At 64.9% G+C, this 18,808-nt stretch carries 11 protein-coding genes; 7 read left to right on the top strand and 4 right to left on the bottom strand.

What is annotated here, in order from left to right; translation table 11 throughout:
• Positions 1 to 83 precede the first annotated feature (83 nt).
• Positions 84 to 2,363, bottom strand: a complete 2,280-nt coding sequence (locus tag EOA49_RS02045; protein ID WP_067324316.1) for an NADP-dependent malic enzyme — start codon at positions 2,361 to 2,363, stop codon at positions 84 to 86.
• A gap of 253 nt (positions 2,364 to 2,616) precedes the next feature.
• Here EOA49_RS02045 and mutS point away from each other — a divergent pair, with 253 nt between their 5' ends.
• Complete coding sequence (gene mutS / locus EOA49_RS02040) at positions 2,617 to 5,340, top strand: DNA mismatch repair protein MutS (protein ID WP_245460487.1); 2,724 nt, start codon at positions 2,617 to 2,619, stop codon at positions 5,338 to 5,340.
• Between the two features lie 27 nt (positions 5,341 to 5,367).
• Here mutS and EOA49_RS02035 read toward each other — a convergent pair whose 3' ends face one another.
• The 3 genes from EOA49_RS02035 to EOA49_RS02025 all read right to left on the bottom strand — a co-directional run bounded on the left by EOA49_RS02035 (position 5,368) and on the right by EOA49_RS02025 (position 9,251).
• A complete protein-coding gene (locus EOA49_RS02035) occupies positions 5,368 to 6,213 on the bottom strand; it encodes an aldo/keto reductase (RefSeq protein WP_095799244.1) in 846 nt (281 codons plus the stop codon).
• Positions 6,214 to 6,306: 93 nt separating this feature from the next.
• Positions 6,307 to 6,696 (bottom strand): DUF305 domain-containing protein, encoded by a 390-nt coding sequence (locus EOA49_RS02030; protein ID WP_095799243.1) that lies wholly within the window; start codon positions 6,694 to 6,696, stop codon positions 6,307 to 6,309.
• A gap of 44 nt (positions 6,697 to 6,740) precedes the next feature.
• Positions 6,741 to 9,251, bottom strand: coding sequence for a heavy metal translocating P-type ATPase (locus EOA49_RS02025; RefSeq protein WP_127243020.1), 2,511 nt, complete (start codon positions 9,249 to 9,251; stop codon positions 6,741 to 6,743).
• Between the two features lie 194 nt (positions 9,252 to 9,445).
• Here EOA49_RS02025 and EOA49_RS02020 point away from each other — a divergent pair, with 194 nt between their 5' ends.
• The 6 genes from EOA49_RS02020 to EOA49_RS01995 form a co-directional block, all read left to right on the top strand.
• Positions 9,446 to 12,250, top strand: coding sequence for a [protein-PII] uridylyltransferase (locus tag EOA49_RS02020; RefSeq protein ID WP_127240641.1), 2,805 nt, complete (start codon positions 9,446 to 9,448; stop codon positions 12,248 to 12,250).
• Positions 12,251 to 12,296: 46 nt separating this feature from the next.
• Positions 12,297 to 13,904, top strand: coding sequence for a murein biosynthesis integral membrane protein MurJ (gene murJ / locus EOA49_RS02015; RefSeq protein WP_095799240.1), 1,608 nt, complete (start codon positions 12,297 to 12,299; stop codon positions 13,902 to 13,904).
• Positions 13,905 to 14,074: 170 nt separating this feature from the next.
• The gene (gene trpS / locus EOA49_RS02010; RefSeq protein ID WP_127240642.1) at positions 14,075 to 15,142 is read left to right on the top strand and encodes a tryptophan--tRNA ligase; all 1,068 of its coding nucleotides are present in this window, start codon (positions 14,075 to 14,077) and stop codon (positions 15,140 to 15,142) included.
• A gap of 102 nt (positions 15,143 to 15,244) precedes the next feature.
• Complete coding sequence (locus EOA49_RS02005; protein WP_067003529.1) at positions 15,245 to 15,736, top strand: universal stress protein; 492 nt, start codon at positions 15,245 to 15,247, stop codon at positions 15,734 to 15,736.
• Positions 15,737 to 15,953: 217 nt separating this feature from the next.
• Entirely contained in the window at positions 15,954 to 18,203 is a 2,250-nt protein-coding gene (locus tag EOA49_RS02000; RefSeq protein ID WP_127240643.1) for a glycogen debranching N-terminal domain-containing protein, read from the top strand.
• Between the two features lie 144 nt (positions 18,204 to 18,347).
• Positions 18,348 to 18,808 (top strand): NifU N-terminal domain-containing protein (locus tag EOA49_RS01995; RefSeq protein WP_127243018.1); only part of this gene is annotated, 461 nt, incomplete at its 3' end.

Below are 18,808 nucleotides of genomic sequence, written 5' to 3'. Positions count from 1 at the left end.
GCGACCCAAACAGAAAGGCCCGCGGCATCGCCACGGGCCTTTGCTTTTGAGTTCGGCAAAGGGCGGGGCGCGGCGGCCGCCCGTCAATTCCCCGCCGTATAGGCCGCGATCGCCGCCATGTTGACGATGTCTGAGTCCTTGGCGTTGAGCGAGACGATCTGCACCGGCTTGTTCAGACCGACCAGCAGCGGGCCGATGACGGTCGAGCCGCCGAGTTCCTGCAGCATCTTGGTCGAGATCGAGGCCGAGTGGAAGGCGGGCATGACCAGCACATTGGCCGAACCGGTCAGCCTGATGAACGGGTACTGCGCCATGGCGCGCGGGTTCAGCGCCACGTCGGCGGCCATCTCGCCGTCATATTCGAAGTCGACGCGGCGCTTGTCGAGGATGCGCACCGCCTCCTGCACCCGCTCGGAGCGCTCGCCCTGCGGATGACCGAAGGTGGAGTAGGCGAGCATCGCAATCCTCGGCTCGTAGCCCATGCGGCGGGCAAACCCGGCCGCCTCCTCGGCGATGTCGGCGATCTGCTCGGCATTCGGCATGTCGTGCACGGCGGTGTCGGCAACCAGCACGGTGCGGCCCCTTGCCAGCACGATCGAAACGCCGATCACGCGGTGGCCTGGCTTGGCGTCGATGACGCGGCGCACGTCGTCGAGCGCGGTGGAATAGTTGCGGGTCACGCCGGTAACGATGCCGTCGGCGTCGCCCAGCGCCACCATGCAGGCGGCGAAATGGTTGCGGTCGTTGTTGATCAGGCGCTGACAGTCGCGGAACAGGTAGCCTTTGCGCTGCATGCGTTCGTAGAGATAGTCGGTGTAGATCCCATTGCGGCGCGACAGCCTGGCATTGATGATCTCGAGGCCTTGCTTGTTGAGCTCGATGCCGGCGTTGCGGGCATTCTCCTTGATGACGTCGTCGCGGCCGAGCAGGATCGCCGTGCCCAGCCTCTGGTTCACATAGGAGACGGCGGCGCGCATCACCTGCTCCTCCTCGCCTTCGGCGAAGACGATGCGCTTGGGCTGGCGGCGGACGCGGTCGTAGATGCGCTGCAAGGTCGAGGCGATCGGATCGCGGCGGGCGGAGAGCTCATGCGCGTAGCGGTCGAGATCGAGGATCGGCTTGCGGGCGACGCCGGACTCCATCGCGGCCCTGGCCACGGCAAGCGGGATCGCCGAGATCAGGCGCGGATCGAAGGGCACCGGGATGATGTAGTTGGGGCCGAATTTCGGCCGGTTGCCCTGATAGGCGGCGGCGACGTCGTCGGGCACGTCCTGGCGCGCCAGCTCGGCGAGGGCGCGTGCGGCGGCGATTTTCATCTCGTCATTGATGGTGGTGGCCCTGACATCCAGCGCGCCGCGGAAGATGTAGGGAAAGCCCAGCACATTGTTGACCTGGTTCGGGTAATCCGAGCGGCCGGTGGCCATGATGGCGTCGGTGCGGATCTCGCCCACTTCCTCGGGCGTGATCTCCGGATCCGGATTGGCCATCGCGAAGATAATCGGGTTCTTGGCCATCGACTGCACCATGGCGGGGGTCAGCGCGCCCTTGGCGGAGAGCCCGAGAAAGACGTCGCAGCCGTCCAGCGCCTCGGCGAGGGAGCGCGCCTCGGTCTTGACCGCATGCGCCGACTTCCACTGGTTCATGCCTTCGGTGCGGCCCTGGAAGACCACGCCCTTGGTATCGCACAGGATGATATTTTCCGGCGAAAAACCCATCGCCTTCATCAATTCGATACAGGCGATGCCCGCTGCGCCCGCGCCGTTGCAGACCATTTTCGTGGTCTTCATGTCTCGGCCGGTGATCTCCAGCGCGTTGATCAGCCCGGCAGCCGAGATGATGGCGGTGCCGTGCTGGTCGTCGTGGAAGACGGGGATGTCCATCAACTCGCGGAGCCGCTGCTCGATGATGAAGCATTCCGGCGCCTTGATGTCCTCGAGATTGATGCCGCCGAAGGAAGGTCCGAGGAAGCGCACGCAGTTGATGAATTCGTCGGCGTCCTCGGTGGCCACCTCGAGGTCGATCGAATCGACATCGGCGAAGCGCTTGAACAGCACCGACTTGCCTTCCATGACCGGCTTCGAAGCCAGGGCGCCGAGATTGCCAAGACCGAGGATTGCGGTGCCATTGGAGATGACGGCGACCATGTTGCCGCGCGTCGTATAGTCGAAGGCGCGGCTTGGATCCTCCGCGATTGCGCGCACAGGAACGGCGACGCCCGGCGAATAGGCGAGGCTCAGATCGCGTTGCGTCGCCATCGGCTTGGTGGCGACGATCTCCAGCTTGCCCGGCCGACCCATGGCGTGGAATTCGAGCGCCTCCTGCGCGCTGACGGAGGGCCCGCTGCTTTCGGTTTTCCTGGCCATGATGCTTTTGATTTCCTCGCCTGTGCGGCACCGCTTGGGACGGCTGCTTGCTTATGGTTCCCACCGATTAAGGCTACACGCGGCGACTGTAAACCGACAAGCCGGGCGAAGCTGCTTCAACGCAGAAGGCCGGCAATGCGGCGGACCGATTGACGGCGAGCTGGCAGCATGGCTCGCGCTTTCCCCTGCTTTTCGAGCCTCCGGCATTAAACCGCCCTGCCACATCTGCTAGCGTTCGGGCATGAACATGCACATGCCGACCGATACCGACGCCCAGGAAACGACGACGCCGGCGCCCACCATGGGCGGCGTCACACCGATGATGGAGCAGTATATCGAGATCAAGGCGGCGAACCCGGATTCGCTTCTGTTCTACCGCATGGGCGATTTCTACGAGCTGTTCTTCGACGACGCCGAAAAGGCGAGCCAGGCGCTCGGCATCGTGCTCACGCGGCGCGGCAAGCACCAGGGCCACGACATCCCGATGTGCGGCGTGCCGGTGCATGCGGCGGACGATTATCTGCAGAAGCTGATCGCGCAGGGCTTCCGCGTTGCCGTGTGCGAGCAGATCGAGGACCCGGCGGAAGCCAAGAAGCGTGGCTCGAAATCGGTGGTGCGCCGCGACGTGGTGCGGCTGGTCACGCCGGGCACCATCACCGAGGACAAGCTGCTTGCACCCTCGGAGTCGAGCTTCCTGATGGCGCTAGGGCGAGTGAAGGGCGGCAATGCAGCCAGCCAAGGCAGTTTCGCGCTTGCCTGGATCGACATCTCCACGGGCGCGTTTCGGGTGGCTGAAACCTCGGCCGAACGGCTGCTTGCCGACATTTTCCGCGTCGATCCGCGCGAGCTGATCGTCGCCGAGCCGGTGTTCCATGACGCGGAGCTGCGGCCGGTCTTCGACGTGCTCGGCCGGGTCGCCAACCCGCAGCCGCCATCGCTGTTCGATTCGGCGTCGGCCACGGGCCGCATAGCCCGCTTCTTCGAGGTGGCGACCCCGGACAGTTTCGGCACTTTTTCGCGTGCCGAGCTGTCGGCGATCTCGGGCGCCATCGCCTATGTCGAGAAGACGCAGAAGGCCGAACGGCCGCCGCTGTCGCGGCCCGAGCGCGAGGAGAACGGCTCGACGCTTTTCATCGACCCGGCGACGCGCGCCAATCTGGAACTCCTGCGCACGCTATCCGGCAGCCGCGAAGGCTCGCTGTTCAAGGCGATCGACCGAACCGTGACCGGGGGCGGGGCGAGACTGCTCGCCGACCGGCTGATGGCGCCGCTGACCGACCCGGCATTGATTTCCGCTAGGCTGGATTCGGTGTCGTTCTTTCGCGCCGAAGCGCGGCTTTGCCAGGGATTGCGAACGAACCTGAAAAGTGTCGCCGACATGCCGAGGGCACTCTCCAGGCTGGCGCTCAACCGCGGCGGCCCGCGCGACCTTGGCGCGCTCAGCGCCGGCTTCGAGGCCGCGGGCGCGATCGCCGCACTGTTTGCGACGACGGCGCTCCCCGCCGAACTCGCCGCGGCGCTCTCGGCGATCCATGGCGTGCCCGAGGCGCTCGCCCGCCATCTCGGCGAGGCGCTCGACGACGAGTTGCCGCTCATCAGGCGCGACGGCGGCTTCGTGCGGTCAGGCTACAGTGCCGAACTCGACGAGATGCGGGCGTTGCGCGATGAGTCGCGAAAAGTGATCGCCGGACTGGAGCGCTCGTTGATCGAGGAGACCGGCATCCGCTCGCTGAAGATCCGGCACAACAATGTGCTCGGCTACTATATCGAGGTGACGGCCAACCATCATTCGATCATGACCGGCAGCGACGCTGCGAAGGCGCGCTTCATCCATCGCCAGACCATGGCCAACGCCATGCGCTTCACCACGACGGAACTGGCGGAGCTGGAATCGAAGATCGCCAATGCCGCCGATAAGGCGCTGGGCATCGAGCTTGCCACCTTCGACCGCCTGACGGCTGAAGTGGTGAGCGAGGCCGACAGCATCCGCGCCGGGGCCGAGGCACTTGCAGTCCTCGACGTATCGTCGGCCTTGGCGCTGCTGTCCGAAAGCGAGGGCTGGTGCCGGCCGGTCGTGGATTCCAGCCTCGCCTTCGAGATTGCCGGCGGCCGCCACCCGGTGGTCGAACAGGCGCTCAGGCGATCAGGCGAAGGTCCGTTCGTCGCCAATGACTGCGACCTCTCGCCTGAAAACGGGGCAAAGGCCGGCGCCATCTGGCTGCTCACCGGCCCGAACATGGGCGGCAAGTCGACCTTCCTGAGGCAGAACGCGCTGATCGCCATCCTTGCCCAGACCGGCTCCTTCGTGCCGGCCGAAAGCGCCCATATCGGTGTCGTCGACCGGCTGTTCTCGCGCGTCGGCGCCTCGGACGATCTCGCGCGCGGCCGCTCGACCTTCATGGTCGAGATGGTCGAGACCGCGGCGATCCTAAACCAGGCGGGGGAGCGGGCACTGGTCATCCTTGACGAGATCGGCCGCGGCACCGCGACCTTCGACGGTCTGTCGATCGCCTGGGCGGCGGTCGAATATCTGCATGAAAAAAACCGTTGTCGTGCGATCTTCGCCACGCATTTCCACGAGATGACGGCGCTGGCCGGCAAGCTTTCGCGGCTCTCCAACGTCACCATGCGGGTCAAGGAATGGGAAGGCGATGTCGTCTTCCTGCACGAGGTCGGCAAGGGTGCCGCCGACCGTTCGTACGGCGTGCAGGTGGCTCGGCTCGCCGGACTGCCGGAAGCGGTGGTGGCGCGCGCCAAGCAAGTGCTGCACCAACTCGAGGAAGGCGAAGTTTCCGGCAAGACCAACCGGCTGGTCGACGATCTGCCGCTGTTTTCGGTGGCGGTGAAGCGCGAAGCGCCGAAGCCGGCGAAGAACGATGTCCTGGGCGAAGCACTGGGGGTGATCAATCCGGACGAGATGACGCCAAGGGAGGCGCTGGAGGCGCTCTACAGGCTGAAGGGGCTGGCGGCGAAATAAGGCTTTCCAGCGTCATTGCGAGCGCGCCTAGATCATCTCCAGCCCGCGCTTGCGCGTCGGCGGCGGGAAGGCGCGGTCAAGTTCGGCAAGGTCTTCCGCCGTCAGGACGATGTCGAGCGCCGCAGCATTCTGGCGGACGTGCTCCTGCCGGCTGGCCTTCGGGATGGCAACGACGCCTTTTTGCGCCATTACCCAGGCGAGCGCGACCTGCGCCGCCGTGGCGTTGTGGCGGGCGGCAACGGCATCGAGCCTGGCGTTGCGCGCCAGCGCGCCCTGCTCGACCGGCGAATAGGCCATCAGCGGGATGCCGCGCTCAAGGCTCCAGGGCGCGAGGTCGAATTCCGGACCGCGCCGAGAGAGGTTGTAGAGGACTTGGTTGGTCTGGACGTTGGCGCCGGAGGGTAGGCCGACCAATTCCTCCATCTCGTCGGTATCGAAATTGCTGACGCCCCAATGGCGGATCTTGCCGGCCGCCTTCAAGGCCTCGAAGGCTTCGATCGTTTCCGACAGCGGCACGCTGCCCGGCCAGTGCAGCAGATAGAGGTCGATGCGGTCGGTGGCGAGCCGTTTCAGACTGTTCTCGCAGGCCCGCTTGACGCCGGCGCGCGAGGCGTTGGACGGCAGCACCTTGGAAACCAGAAAAGTCTCGTCGCGGCGCCCGGCGATGGCTTCCGCCACCACCTCCTCGGCGCCGCCGCCGGCATACATTTCCGCCGTATCGATAAGCGTGATGCCGAGATCCAGCCCAAGCCTTAGCGCCGCGGCCTCGTCGGCGCGGCGCCGGCCGTCCTCACCCATCTTCCACGTGCCTTGACCCAGCACCGGAACGGCTTCGCCTGACGGCAGGAAAGTGGTTCTGATTTTAGAAGACATGGCCCGCTCCGCGTGAGGCTGGATCGCAGCACAAGCATGGCCGAAAATCCAGGCCGAAGTCCTCGCCTTCGTCCGGATTTCCGGCGCGGGGAACTAGTTCACCGGATGCTTGGCAAGCCAATCCTGCATTTTTTTGATCTCGGCTTCCTGCGCCTTGACGACGTTCTCGGCGAGCTTGCGGATTTCCGGGTCCTTGCCGTTGGCGATCACCACCTTGGCCATGTCGATGGCTCCCTGGTGATGGGGGATCATGCCGCGGACGAAGTCGACATCGGCATTGCCGGTGTAGTTGAGCATCATGTCCTTGTGCATCTTGACCATGGCCGCCTTGTAGCCAGCGGTTGCTGGGCTGTCCGCGCCCATGGCCATCCCGGACATGTCGTGCTTCATTTCGTCCGATTGCGCGGGCACGCTTTCGAGGAACACCGCGATCAGCATTCCCGCCGCCATCAGCAGCAGCACAATCTTCTTGGCCAAGGTCATCCAATATCTCCTGTTGAATGGAATGTCGTATTTGGGGGCGTCGCTCAGAGTTTCAACGTTCTCAGCCGCAGCGCGTTGCCGATCACCGAGACCGACGACAGGCTCATCGCCGCCGCCGCGATCATCGGCGACAGAAGCATACCGGTGAGTGGGTAGAGCACTCCGGCGGCGACCGGCACGCCAAGCACGTTGTAGAGGAAGGCGAAGAACAGGTTCTGGCGAATGTTGCGGATCGTCGCCTGGGCCAGTGTGCGGGCTCTGACGATGCCGTTGAGATCGCCCTTGACCAGCGTGATGCCGGCGCTTTCGACCGCGACGTCCGCGCCGGTGCCCATGGCGATGCCGACATCGGCTCCGGCAAGCGCCGGCGCATCGTTGACGCCGTCGCCGGCCATGGCGATGCCGGCGCCCCTGGCGCGCAGTTCGTCGACAAGTGCCGCCTTCCGATCCGGCAGCAGCCCGGCGCGGACCTCGTCGATGCCGAGCCTGCCGGCGATCGCTTTTGCCGTGCGCTCGTTGTCGCCGGTCGCCATGATGATCCTCAAGCCCTTGTCGTGCAGCGCCTTGATCGCCTCGGCCGTGGTTGCCTTGAGCGGATCGGCGACGGCAACCAGGCCGGCAAGCTTGCCGCCGACGGCAACGAACATCGCCGTCTTGCCTTCGGCCTGCAGCGCCTCCGCGCTGGCGGAAACGGGCGCGGTGTCGACGCCGAGGTCGGCCATCATCGCCGCATTGCCGAGCGCAACCTTCCTGCCGGACACGGTACCGGCAACGCCCTTGCCGGTTATCGCCTCGAAGTCCTCGGCACCTGCAAGCTTGGCGCCGCGTTCGGCGGCACCTTCGACGATCGCCTCGGCGAGCGGGTGTTCCGAGCCCTTTTCGAGCGTCGCGGCGAGCGCCAGCAATTCATTCTCCGCAATGCCTTCGGCGGCGACGACATCGGTCAGCCGCGGCCGGCCCTCGGTCAAGGTGCCGGTCTTGTCGACGATCAGTGTGTCGACGGAGGCGAAGCGCTCCAACGCCGCCGCTTCCTTGATCAGCACGCCGGCATGCGCGCCGCGGCCGGTCGCAGTCATGATCGACATCGGCGTGGCCAAGCCGAGCGCGCAGGGACAGGCGATGATCAGCACCGACACCGCCGACACGATGGCGTAGGCCAGGCTGGGCTCGGGGCCGAAGAGCGACCATACAATGAAGGCGATGATCGCCACCAGCACGACAGCCGGCACGAAGTAAAAGGAAACTCGATCTGCCAGCCCCTGGATCGGCGCGCGCGAGCGCTGCGCCTTGGCGACCATTTCGACGATGCGCGAAAGCGTGGTCTCGGCGCCGACCTTTTCGGCACGCATGATGAGGGAGCCGTTCTTGTTGAGCGTCCCGCCGGTGAGCGAATCGCCCTCCGACTTCTCGATCGGCAGCGGCTCGCCGGTGATCATCGATTCGTCGATGGCCGAGCGCCCCTCGTGCACGATGCCGTCGACCGGCACGGCGTCACCAGGGCGGATACGGAGCCTGTCCCCGGTCTTGACGCTGTCGAGCGGCACGTCCTTTTCGGTCCCGTCAGCGCCGATCAGGCGCGCCGTCTTCGGCGCGAGGTCGAGCAAGGCGCCAATGGCCGAGCCCGTGCGCTCGCGGGCTCTGAGTTCCAGCACCTGGCCGAGGAACACCAGCGCGACGATGACCGCGGCCGCCTCGAAATAAACCGGCACGCTGCCGTCATGGCCGCGAAATTGGTGCGGGAAGACATCCGGGAACAGCGTCGCGACAAGGCTGAAGAGATAGGCAGCGCCGACGCCGAGCGAAATCAGCGTCCACATATTGGGACTGCGGTTGAGCAGCGATTCCCAGCCACGATGGAAGAACGGAAACGCCGCCCACAGCACCACCGGACTCGCCAGCGCCAGTTCTGCCCATGTCTTCGTGCGGCCGTCGACGAAACTTTCGAAGCTGACGCCCAGCATCGGCGCCATTGCGATGATCAGAAGCGGCAGCGAAAGCACGGCGCTGACCCGGAAGCGGCGGGTGAAATCGACAAGCTCCGGATTCGGGCCTTCGTCGCCGGAGGGCACGCCCATCGGCTCCAGCGCCATGCCGCAGATCGGGCAGGAGCCGGGCCTGTCGCGGATGATCTCGGGATGCATCGGACAGGTGTATTGCGTGCCCTTAGGCATCGGCTGCGGCGCAGGCCGGCCGGCAAGGTACTTTGCCGGCTCGGCTTCGAACTCGTCCTTGCATCCGGCCGAACAGAAATAGAAACCCTGCCCCTCGTGTCGGACAAAATGCCTGGCGCTCGCGCGGTCGACATTCATGCCGCAGACGGGATCGGTGGCCGTCAGATATTTGTCCGGCTCGGCCTGGAACTTCGTGCGGCAGCGCTCGCTGCAGAAATGAAAGGTCCTGCCGCCATGCTCGGCCGCCGGCTTGCCGGCCGCCGGATCGACCGCCATGCCGCAGACGGGGTCGCGAATCACCGCTTCGGTCGCAGGCCGAGCATTCTTCCCCGAACAGCAGGATGCGCCGTGCGCATGATGATGGTTATGGTCGGAATGGGTCATCAGCAAATGCCTCGGAACTCTCGGATTGAGGCGGAGGTAGTCCTTCCATTAACTGGAAGGTCAAGGGTCAATTTCGATTTTTTAGTCTATAAAGTTGATCGGCTGAGCGTCGAACGCACCTTCCGCGTGATGGAATTCGGCCTGTCGCACGCCCCATACACAGCGCGAAGAAAACGCGCTATAGACGCCGCCGAATGGCCAAGATCTCCCTCAAACTCGACGAAATCATCGATGGCGACGCTTTGCGCCGCGACATGACTGCGCTGACGGCGCCGAGCGCAGGCGACGGCTCCGGCAAGGCTGCCCGCACAGCGGTTCTCCAACTGCTCAAGGGCAAGCTCGCGGAAGGGCGAACGATCGCCGAGGCGATGCTGAAGCAGGATGGCGGCGGCCATGCCTGCGCCGAGCGGCTGTCGCATCTGATGGACGAGCTGATCCGGGCGCTTTACGACTTCGCGGCCACCCACGTCTACCAGGTCAAGAACCGCTCCGCCGCCGAGCGCATGGCGGTCGTCGCGGTCGGCGGCTACGGCCGCGGCACGCTGGCGCCGGGCTCCGACATCGACCTGTTGTTCCTGCTCCCTTACAAGCAGACGCCGTGGGGCGAGCAGATCGTCGAATACATGCTCTACATGCTGTGGGACATGGGGCTGAAGGTCGGCCACGCCACCCGCAACATCGAAGAGTGTCTGAGGCTCTCGCGCACCGACATCACTGTCCGCACCTCGATCCTGGAAGCGCGCTTCCTGTGGGGCGAACGCAAGCTCTACGACGAACTGCTCACCCGCTTCGACCACGAAGTGGTGCGCACCACCGGACCCGAATATGTGCAGGCCAAGCTCGCCGAACGCGACGAGCGCCACGCCAAGGCGGGCGAGAGCCGATACCTCGTCGAGCCCAATGTCAAGGACGGCAAGGGCGGCTTGCGCGATCTGCAGACGCTGTTCTGGATCGGCAAATACTTCTATCGCGTGCGTACCGGCCAGGAACTGGTCGAGAAAGGCGTCTTCACCGAAGCCGAGTATCGCGAATTCCAGAAGGCCGAGGACTTCCTGTGGGCGGTGCGCTGCCATATGCATTTCCTCACCGGCAAGGCGGAAGAGCGGCTGCATTTCGACATCCAGCGCGAGATCGCCGAGCGGCTGGGCTATACGACGCATCCCGGGCTGTCGGCTGTCGAGCGCTTCATGAAGCACTACTTCCTGGTCGCCAAGGATGTCGGGGATCTCACCCGCATCTTCTGCGCCGCGCTCGAGGAAGAGCAGGCCAAGCATGTGCCCGGCTTCAACCGCATCTTCCTCACCTTCTCGCGGCGCAAGCGCAAGCTTGCCGGCACGTCCGATTTCATTGTCGACAACCACCGCATCAACATTGCCGACGACAGCGTGTTCGAACGCGATCCGGTCAACCTGCTTCGGCTGTTCTGGTTCGCCGACAAGCACGGGCTGGAGTTCCACCCCGACGCGCTGAAGCTGCTTACCCGGTCGCTCGGCCTGGCCAACAAGTCGCTCAGGCGCGACGAGGAGGCCAACCGGTTGTTCCTCGATATCCTGACCTCGGACCGCAATGCCGAGCTCAACCTCAGGCGCATGAACGAGGCGGGGCTGCTCGGCAAGCTGATCCCCGACTTCGGCAAGATCGTCGCCATGATGCAGTTCTCGATGTACCACCATTATACGGTGGACGAGCATCTCATCCGCTGCATTGGCGTGCTGGCCGAGATCGAGCGCGGCGACGGCGCCAAGGTGCATCCGCTGTCGCACTCGCTGATGCCGGGGCTGAAGAAGAGCCGCGAGGCGCTCTATGTCGCGGTGCTCCTGCACGACATCGCCAAGGGCCGGCCGGAGGACCATTCGGAGGCCGGCGCCAGGATCGCGCGACGCATCTGCCCGCATATGGGGCTGTCGGCCGCCGACACGGAGACCGTCGCCTGGCTGGTCGAAAACCATCTCGTGATGTCGATGACGGCGCAGACGCGCGACCTCAACGACCGCAAGACGATCGAGGATTTTGCCTCGATCGTGCAATCGGTGGAGCGGCTGAAGCTGCTTCTGATCCTGACCGTCTGCGACATTCGGGGCGTCGGACCCGGCGTGTGGAACGGCTGGAAGGGACAATTGCTGCGCACGCTCTATTTCGAGACCGAGTTGCTCTTGACCGGGGGCTTCTCCGAAGTGTCGCGCGCCGAGCGCACCTCCGCCGCGCGCGAGCGGCTCGCCGAGGCGCTTTCCGCATGGCCGGCGAAGGAGCGCAAGCGCTATGTCGCCCAGCACTACGAAAACTATCTGCTGACCGTCGACCTGCCCGACCAGTTGCGCCACGCCGAATTCGTCCGCGAGGCGGATGTGGCCGGCAGGAAGCTCGCCACCATTGTGAAGACGCATGAGTTCGAAGCGGTAACCGAGATCACCGTGCTGGCGCCGGACCATCCGCGCCTGCTGTCGGTGATCGCCGGCGCCTGTGCCGCGGCCGGCGGCAACATCGTCGATGCGCAGATCTTCACCACCTCTGACGGGCGGGCGCTGGACACCATTTTGATCTCCAGAGAATTCGATCGCGACGAGGACGAGCGGCGGCGGGCCGAACGCGTCGGCAAGCTGATCGAGGACGTGCTGTCCGGCAAGAGCTGGCTGCCCGAGATGATCGAGAAGCGGGCCAAGCCGAAGCGCGGCGCCAAGGCCTTCCGCATTCCGCCGCGCGCCGAGATCCGCAACACGCTGTCGAACCGTTTTTCCGTGATCGAAATCGAGGGGCTGGACCGGCCCGGCCTGCTCTCAGAGGTCACCGGCGCGCTGTCGGACCTTTCGCTCGATATCGCCTCGGCCCACATTACCACTTTCGGCGAAAAGGTCATCGACACCTTCTATGTCACCGACCTTACCGGCCAGAAGATCGACAGCCCGACGCGCACGGCCACGATCCACAAGCGGCTGATCGACACACTCGAAGGCAACGCGCCCGAACGCAACGGCAAGGCCAAGGCGGCGGCCGCCGAGTGATCATCACCATCCATTTGACGCAATTCCGCAGGCAGTCATCCTCCGCATGAGCCTTGTCAAAAAATTCGCCACCGTCGCCTCCGGCACGCTGATGAGCCGCGCGCTGGGTTTCGGCCGCGAGATGCTGATGGCGGCGGCCCTCGGCACCGGACCGGTCGCCGACGCCTTCAACGCCGCCTTCCAGTTTCCCAACACCTTCCGCCGGCTGTTCGCCGAAGGCGCCTTCAACGCCGCCTTCGTGCCGCTGTTCGCCAAGGAGATCGAAACGCACGGCACCGACGGCGCAAAGCGCTTCTCGGAGGAAGTGTTCGGCGTGCTGTTCTCGGCGCTTCTGGCGCTCACCATCGCCATGGAACTGGCGATGCCGCTGATCGTCCGCTACCTGGTGGCGCCCGGCTTTGCCGACATTCCGGGCAAGTTCGAGACGACCGTCCGGCTGGCGACGATCATGTTTCCCTATCTGATCTGCATGTCGCTCGGCGCCATGATGGCCGGCATGCTGAACTCGCTGCGCCGCTATTTCGCCGCGGCCATCGCCCCCGCTTTCCTTAACATTATCCTGATCAGCGTGCTCGCCTATGCCTGGTATCATGGGCTCGACGCGCATGATGTCGGCTTCGGCCTATCCTGGGGCGTGCTGGCGGCGGGCATCGTGCAGCTCGCCATCGTCTGGGTAGCGGTGCGCCATGCCGGCATCTCGATCGGCTTCCGCCGACCCAAGATGACGCCGAACGTCAAGCGGCTCCTGATCCTGGCGCTGCCGGCCGCTATTACCGGCGGCATCACCCAAATCAACCAGCTGATCGGCACGGCGATTGCCTCCGGGCAGAACAGCGCCGTGTCATCGCTCGCCTATGCCGATCGCATCTACCAGCTGCCGCTCGGCGTCGTCGGCGTTGCGGTGGCGATCGTGCTGCTGCCGGAGCTGTCGCGGGCTTTGAAATCGGGCAATCTGATCGAGGCGGCCAATCTGCAGAACCGCTCGGTCGAGTTCACGCTGTTCATGACCTTGCCGGCGGCCGCGGCGCTTTGGGTGATGTCGGAGCCGATCGTGCGGCTGGTCTATGAGCGCGGCGCCTTCGCCGCCAACCATTCGACGCCGATCGTCGCCTCGATCCTGGCGATCTTCGGCCTCGGCCTGCCGGCCTTCGTGCTGATCAAGGCCTTCACGCCCGGCTATTTCGCGCGCGAGGACACGCGCACGCCGATGATCTTCGCCGCCATCTCCGTCGGCGTGAACGTCGCCACCGCGCTGAGCTTGTTTCCTTCGATGGGCGCGCCGGGCATCGCCGTCGCCTCGGCCGTCGCCGGCTGGGTCAACGCGGCTTTGCTGCTCGGCATGTTGATAAAGCGCGGCCACTGGGGTCGTGACATACCGCTCTTGAAGCGCATTCCCCGGCTGGTGCTGTCGGCTGTTGTGATGGCGGTCGCGCTCTATTTCGCCGAGCACTATTTCGCGGCAAGGCTCGGACCCGGCTCGCCGCTGGTGATCAAGGCGACGACGCTGCTCGCGCTTGTCGGCGGGGGTGCGGCGCTCTACTTCATCACCGCCTTCGGCACCGGCGGCGCCGATTTCGGCATGATCCGTCGGAACGTGAAGCGCGGCACGGGGAAATCTGCGCCGCGGAAATCGAACACCGGCTTGGACGAATAACTCGAGCTGGCTTTCAGCAACAGCGGTCTTGATCCCGCATTCGCCTTCGTCCATAAGCCCGCCGTCGCAAGACTTTCGCCGCGCGGTTTCCAGCCGCATGATTGGCTCCAAAAAGTCTGCAACTTTTTGGAATCATGCATATACGGCCCTCCACAAGCCATGAGGAAATCATGTCCGCCTTCAAGCCCCTCGTCTTCTCGGGCGTCCAGCCGACCGGCAATTTGCATCTGGGCAACTATCTCGGTGCCATCAAGAAATTCGTCGCCCTCCAGGAACAATCCGACTGCATCTATTGCGTCGTCGACCTGCATTCGCTGACGGCGCAGCTCGTGCACCAGGACCTTGGCGACCAGACGCGCTCGATCACCGCAGCCTTCCTGGCATCGGGCATCGACCCCAAGAAGCACATCGTCTTCAATCAGTCGCGGGTCATCCAGCACGCCGAGTTGGCCTGGATCTTCAACTGCGTGGCGCGCATCGGCTGGATGTACCGGATGACGCAGTTCAAGGACAAAGCCGGCAAGGACCGCGAGAACGCCTCGCTCGGCCTGCTCGCCTATCCGAGCCTGATGGCCGCCGACATCCTGCTCTACCGCGCCACCCATGTGCCGGTGGGCGAGGACCAGAAGCAGCATCTGGAATTGACCCGCGACATCGCGCAAAAATTCAACAACGACTTCTCGGAGAAGATCGCGGCGCTTGGCGTCGGCGTCGAGATGCAGGTCGGCGAAGAGACGGTGAACGGATACTTCCCGATCACCGAACCGGTGATCGGCGGTCCTGCGGCGCGCATCATGAGCCTGCGCGACGGCTCGAAGAAGATGTCGAAGTCGGACCCGTCGGACCTGTCGCGCATCAATCTCACCGACGATGCCGACACAATCTCGAAGAAGATCCGCAAGGCCAAGACCGATCCGGAGGCCTTGCCGAGTGAAGTCGACGGGTTGGAAAGCCGGCCGGAAGCCGAAAACCTGGTCGGCATCTATGCCGGCCTCGCCGAAATTTCCAAAGCCGACGTGCTGAAGGAATATGGCGGCCAGCAGTTTTCCGTGTTCAAGCCGGCGCTGGCCGACCTCGCGGTTGAAAAGCTCGCGCCGATCGCCTCGGAGATGCGCCGCATCGAGGGCGACCGCGCCTATGTCGACGCCGTGCTCGAGGACGGCGGCGAGCGCGCCCGCGCGATCGCCGAAGGCACGATGAAGACGGTGCGCGACATCATCGGCCTGTTGCAGGACTGATCGGTCCTCGCTGGTTGACCGGGATCGCCATACCGGCCGGCGGCTTGCCGCCGGTCCGTGGCGGTGGCAGATTGCGGCCGAATTGATACCGAGCGGACAGACATGGTTTCCAAACGCCTCAGCCGTGAAGCCGGACATCGCCGCAAATTCCTGGCGATCATCGACGATACGCCGGAATGCGAGCGCGCGGTCGCCTACGCATCGACGCGCGCACAGAGCACCAGCGGCGTGCTGGTCCTGCTCTACGTGATCGAGCCGGACGATTTCCAGCATTGGCTGGGGGTTGAGAAGATCATGCGCGAGGAAGCCAACGCGACCGCGCGCGCGGCGCTCGACACCTATGCCAGCAAGGTGCGCCAGAAGGTCGGCATCGAGCCGGAACTGGTGGTGCGCGAAGGCAAGCCGACCGAGGAAATCCACAAGCTCATCGAGGAAGACCAGGACATCGCCATCCTGGTGCTGGCGGCCGGCGCCGGCAAGGAAGGTCCGGGGCCACTGGTGAGTGCGGTGGCCGGCCGGGGCGCCGCCTTCCCCATCCCGGTTACCGTGGTGCCGCAGAACCTCTCCGACGAGGAAATCGAGAGCCTGGCCTGAATTGGGAAGGCCCCTCCGGCCCGATTGGAACGTCGCCGATCCGCAGATACACATCGATGTTATCAACCAGCCCATAGCCCTTGGCCCGTGTCGGCGGCGCGCCATTTGGAATGGTCACGGAAACGGCCATTCCAAAGGAGCGCCGGTGGACGAATCAACCCGGAAAGCAGGGCGTAGCGGCACGTCAAAGCCGCGAAACGCTGGGACTGGATCACCGGTGCAGCCGCGCTCGCAGGCAGCGCGATCGCAGCAAAAAGCCCGGCAGACGCCTCATGCGCAGCAGGAGCGCAGGCACCGCGTGCTCGCCAAGGGGCACCCGGCCATGGTGGACAGCATCGCCGGCGCGATTACGGTCAAGAATCTCGATCTCTACTATGTCGTCGCTCCCGACGCCCAGATACCGCTGAAAGGCGAGCACGGCTTCGGGCTCTATTTCCACGACTGCCGTTTCCTCGGCGGCTATGAGATGACGCTGGGCGGTTTGCCGCCGATCGTGTTGGCCTCGACCGCGCAAAGAGGTTACGCCGCGCTTTTCGAACTGGCCAATCCCGACCTGCATTGCGATGGGGGGCGACTGATCCCCAAGGACGAGCTCGGCATCCGCTGGGAGCGCATTCTCGATGCGGAGCAAACACGCGTGCGAGAGGTTCTGACCATCCAGAATTTCGGCCACGAGCCGCATGGCTTTCCGCTGGCCCTGCACTTCGGCGCCGGCTTCGAGGACATTTTCAATGTGCGCGGACTGGTGCCGAAGAACCTCGGCAGGTGCGAGCGGCCCGCCTGGTGCGACGGCAGCCTCCACTTTGTCTATCACGGCGCCGACCACGTTCGCAGAACGGCAACAATCGGTTTCTTGCCGGCACCCGATGCCATGCACAGAACCGCGGCCGAGTTCCAGTTCGATGTTGCGCCAGGAGAAAAGCGCACCATCGCGATCACCATAGAATTGAGGGAACTGTCGGAAGAGCCGGAGGCCGAGCAAATGAGCCAGCACCCGGCGTTTGCCCTCGAGGGCTTTGCCGGGACGGTTCAGGCGGATACTGAAAAATGGCTGGAGCAACACACGAAGTTCGACAGCGACAGCCTGCTGCTCAACAGCATCATGGACCGTTCGCTGCGCGATCTCGCGGTGCTCAGGTCGGATCTTGGCAAGAGGGAGTATTTCGCAGCCGGTGTGCCGTGGTACGTCGCGCTGTTTGGACGCGACAGCCTGATCGTCGCGCTCGAGATGCTCGCCTTCCAGCCGGAGATCGCCGCCCAGACGCTGCGCCTTCTCGCCGGCTATCAGGGACGTCGAACGGATCGATGGCGAGAGGAGCAGCCCGGCAAGATCCTGCATGAGCTGCGCGTCGGCGAGCTCGCTCGCGCGGGCAATGTCCCGCATGCCAGATTCTACTGCACGGTGGACGCGACCCCGCTCATCCTGCTGCTTCTCGGCCGCTATGCCGCGTGGACAGGCGACGTGGGGCTCTTCCGCGAACTGCGGGAGCCGGTGGAAAAGGCCTTGGGCTGGATCGCCAGGGCCGGAGACGGGCATGGCGAAGGCTATGTCAAATACCGGACCATCTCGGAAAGCGGTCTCGTCAACCAGGGGTGGAAGGATTCGGCCGACGCGATCGTCAGGACCGACGGCAGCATCGCCAGGCCGCCGATCGCGCTGGTCGAGGTGCAGGGCTATGTGTTTGCGGCCAAGCATGCCATCGCCGATCTCTACGAACGCATTGGCGAGCGCAACAGCGCCAGGCAGGTTCGCGGCGAGGCCGAAAAGCTTCGGACACGGTTCAACCGCGACTTCTGGTGCGAGGACCTGGACACTTTCGCGCTGGCGCTCGAGGCGCGCGGCCGCCCGGTCGCGGTCGTTTCCTCCAACCCGGGCCATGCGCTGTGGACCGGTATCGCGGATCGGGGCAAGGGCCGCCGAACCGTGCGGCGGCTGATGCAGGACGACATGTTCAACGGCTGGGGCGTGCGCACGCTCTCGAGCGCGGAGCGGCGCTACAATCCCGTCGGATATCATCTCGGCACCGTCTGGCCGCATGACAATGCGCTGCTGGCGGCCGGCTGCCGGCGGTATGGCGAGGACGGCGCGGCGCTGAGGACCTTCACCGCCATTGTCGAAGCGGCGATGCACTTCCGCCATCACCGGCTGCCGGAGGCGATGGCGGGCTTTCAGCGCAACGATTTCCAGGTGCCGGTGCACTATCCCGTGGCCTGCCACCCGCAGGCATGGGCAGCGGGCGCGGTGCCGTTCCTGGTGACCACCTGCCTCGGCCTGGAGCCCGACGCCTTCGCAAACAGGCTGCGGATCGTGCGGCCGCGACTGCCCGATTTCGTCAGCCGCATCGAGCTTCGCGGGCTGCGGGTCGGCGAGGCAAGCGCCGACCTCGAATTCATGCGCACGGCGGACGGCGCCGAGGTGAACATCCAGAAGACGAGTGGACAACTCAGCGTGGAAGTCGGAGGATAGGCTTGCCGTGGCGAAGCGCTCCGCCGGGGCAAAAACATTCCGCCAGCCAGCCGTTCGGGCGACGCGTTTCGCTTGAATGTCCAGCCGATAGAGCCTATTTAGAACTATTCCAAACTATCGGCCCGGAAGGGCCTGGAGATATCCATGTTCATCCAGACCGAATCGACGCCGAACCCGGCGACGCTGAAATTCCTGCCCGGCAAGGAAGTGCTGCGCGACGGCACCGCCGACTTCCGCGACGCCGAAGGCGCCGCGCAGGCTTCGCCGCTGGCCGGCCGGCTGTTCGAGATCCCCGGCGTCACCGGCGTCTTCTTCGGCTACGACTTCATCACCGTGACCAAGGACGGTCCCGACTGGCAGCACCTGAAGCCGGCGATCCTCGGCGCCATCATGGAGCATTTCATGTCCGGCGCGCCGGTCATGGCTTCGGCGGCCCCGGCCAACGATGCCGGCCAGGCCGGCGAGTTCTACGACAAGGCGGATGAGGAGCTGGTGCTGACCATCAAGGAGCTGCTCGACACCCGGGTGCGCCCGGCGGTCGCGCAGGATGGTGGCGACATCACCTTCCGCGGCTTCGAGAACGGCACCGTGTTCCTGCACATGAA

The organism is Mesorhizobium sp. M1A.F.Ca.IN.020.04.1.1, assembly GCF_003997315.1.
GTDB lineage: Bacteria > Pseudomonadota > Alphaproteobacteria > Rhizobiales > Rhizobiaceae > Mesorhizobium.
This window is presented reverse-complemented; position numbering and strand designations above follow the sequence as displayed.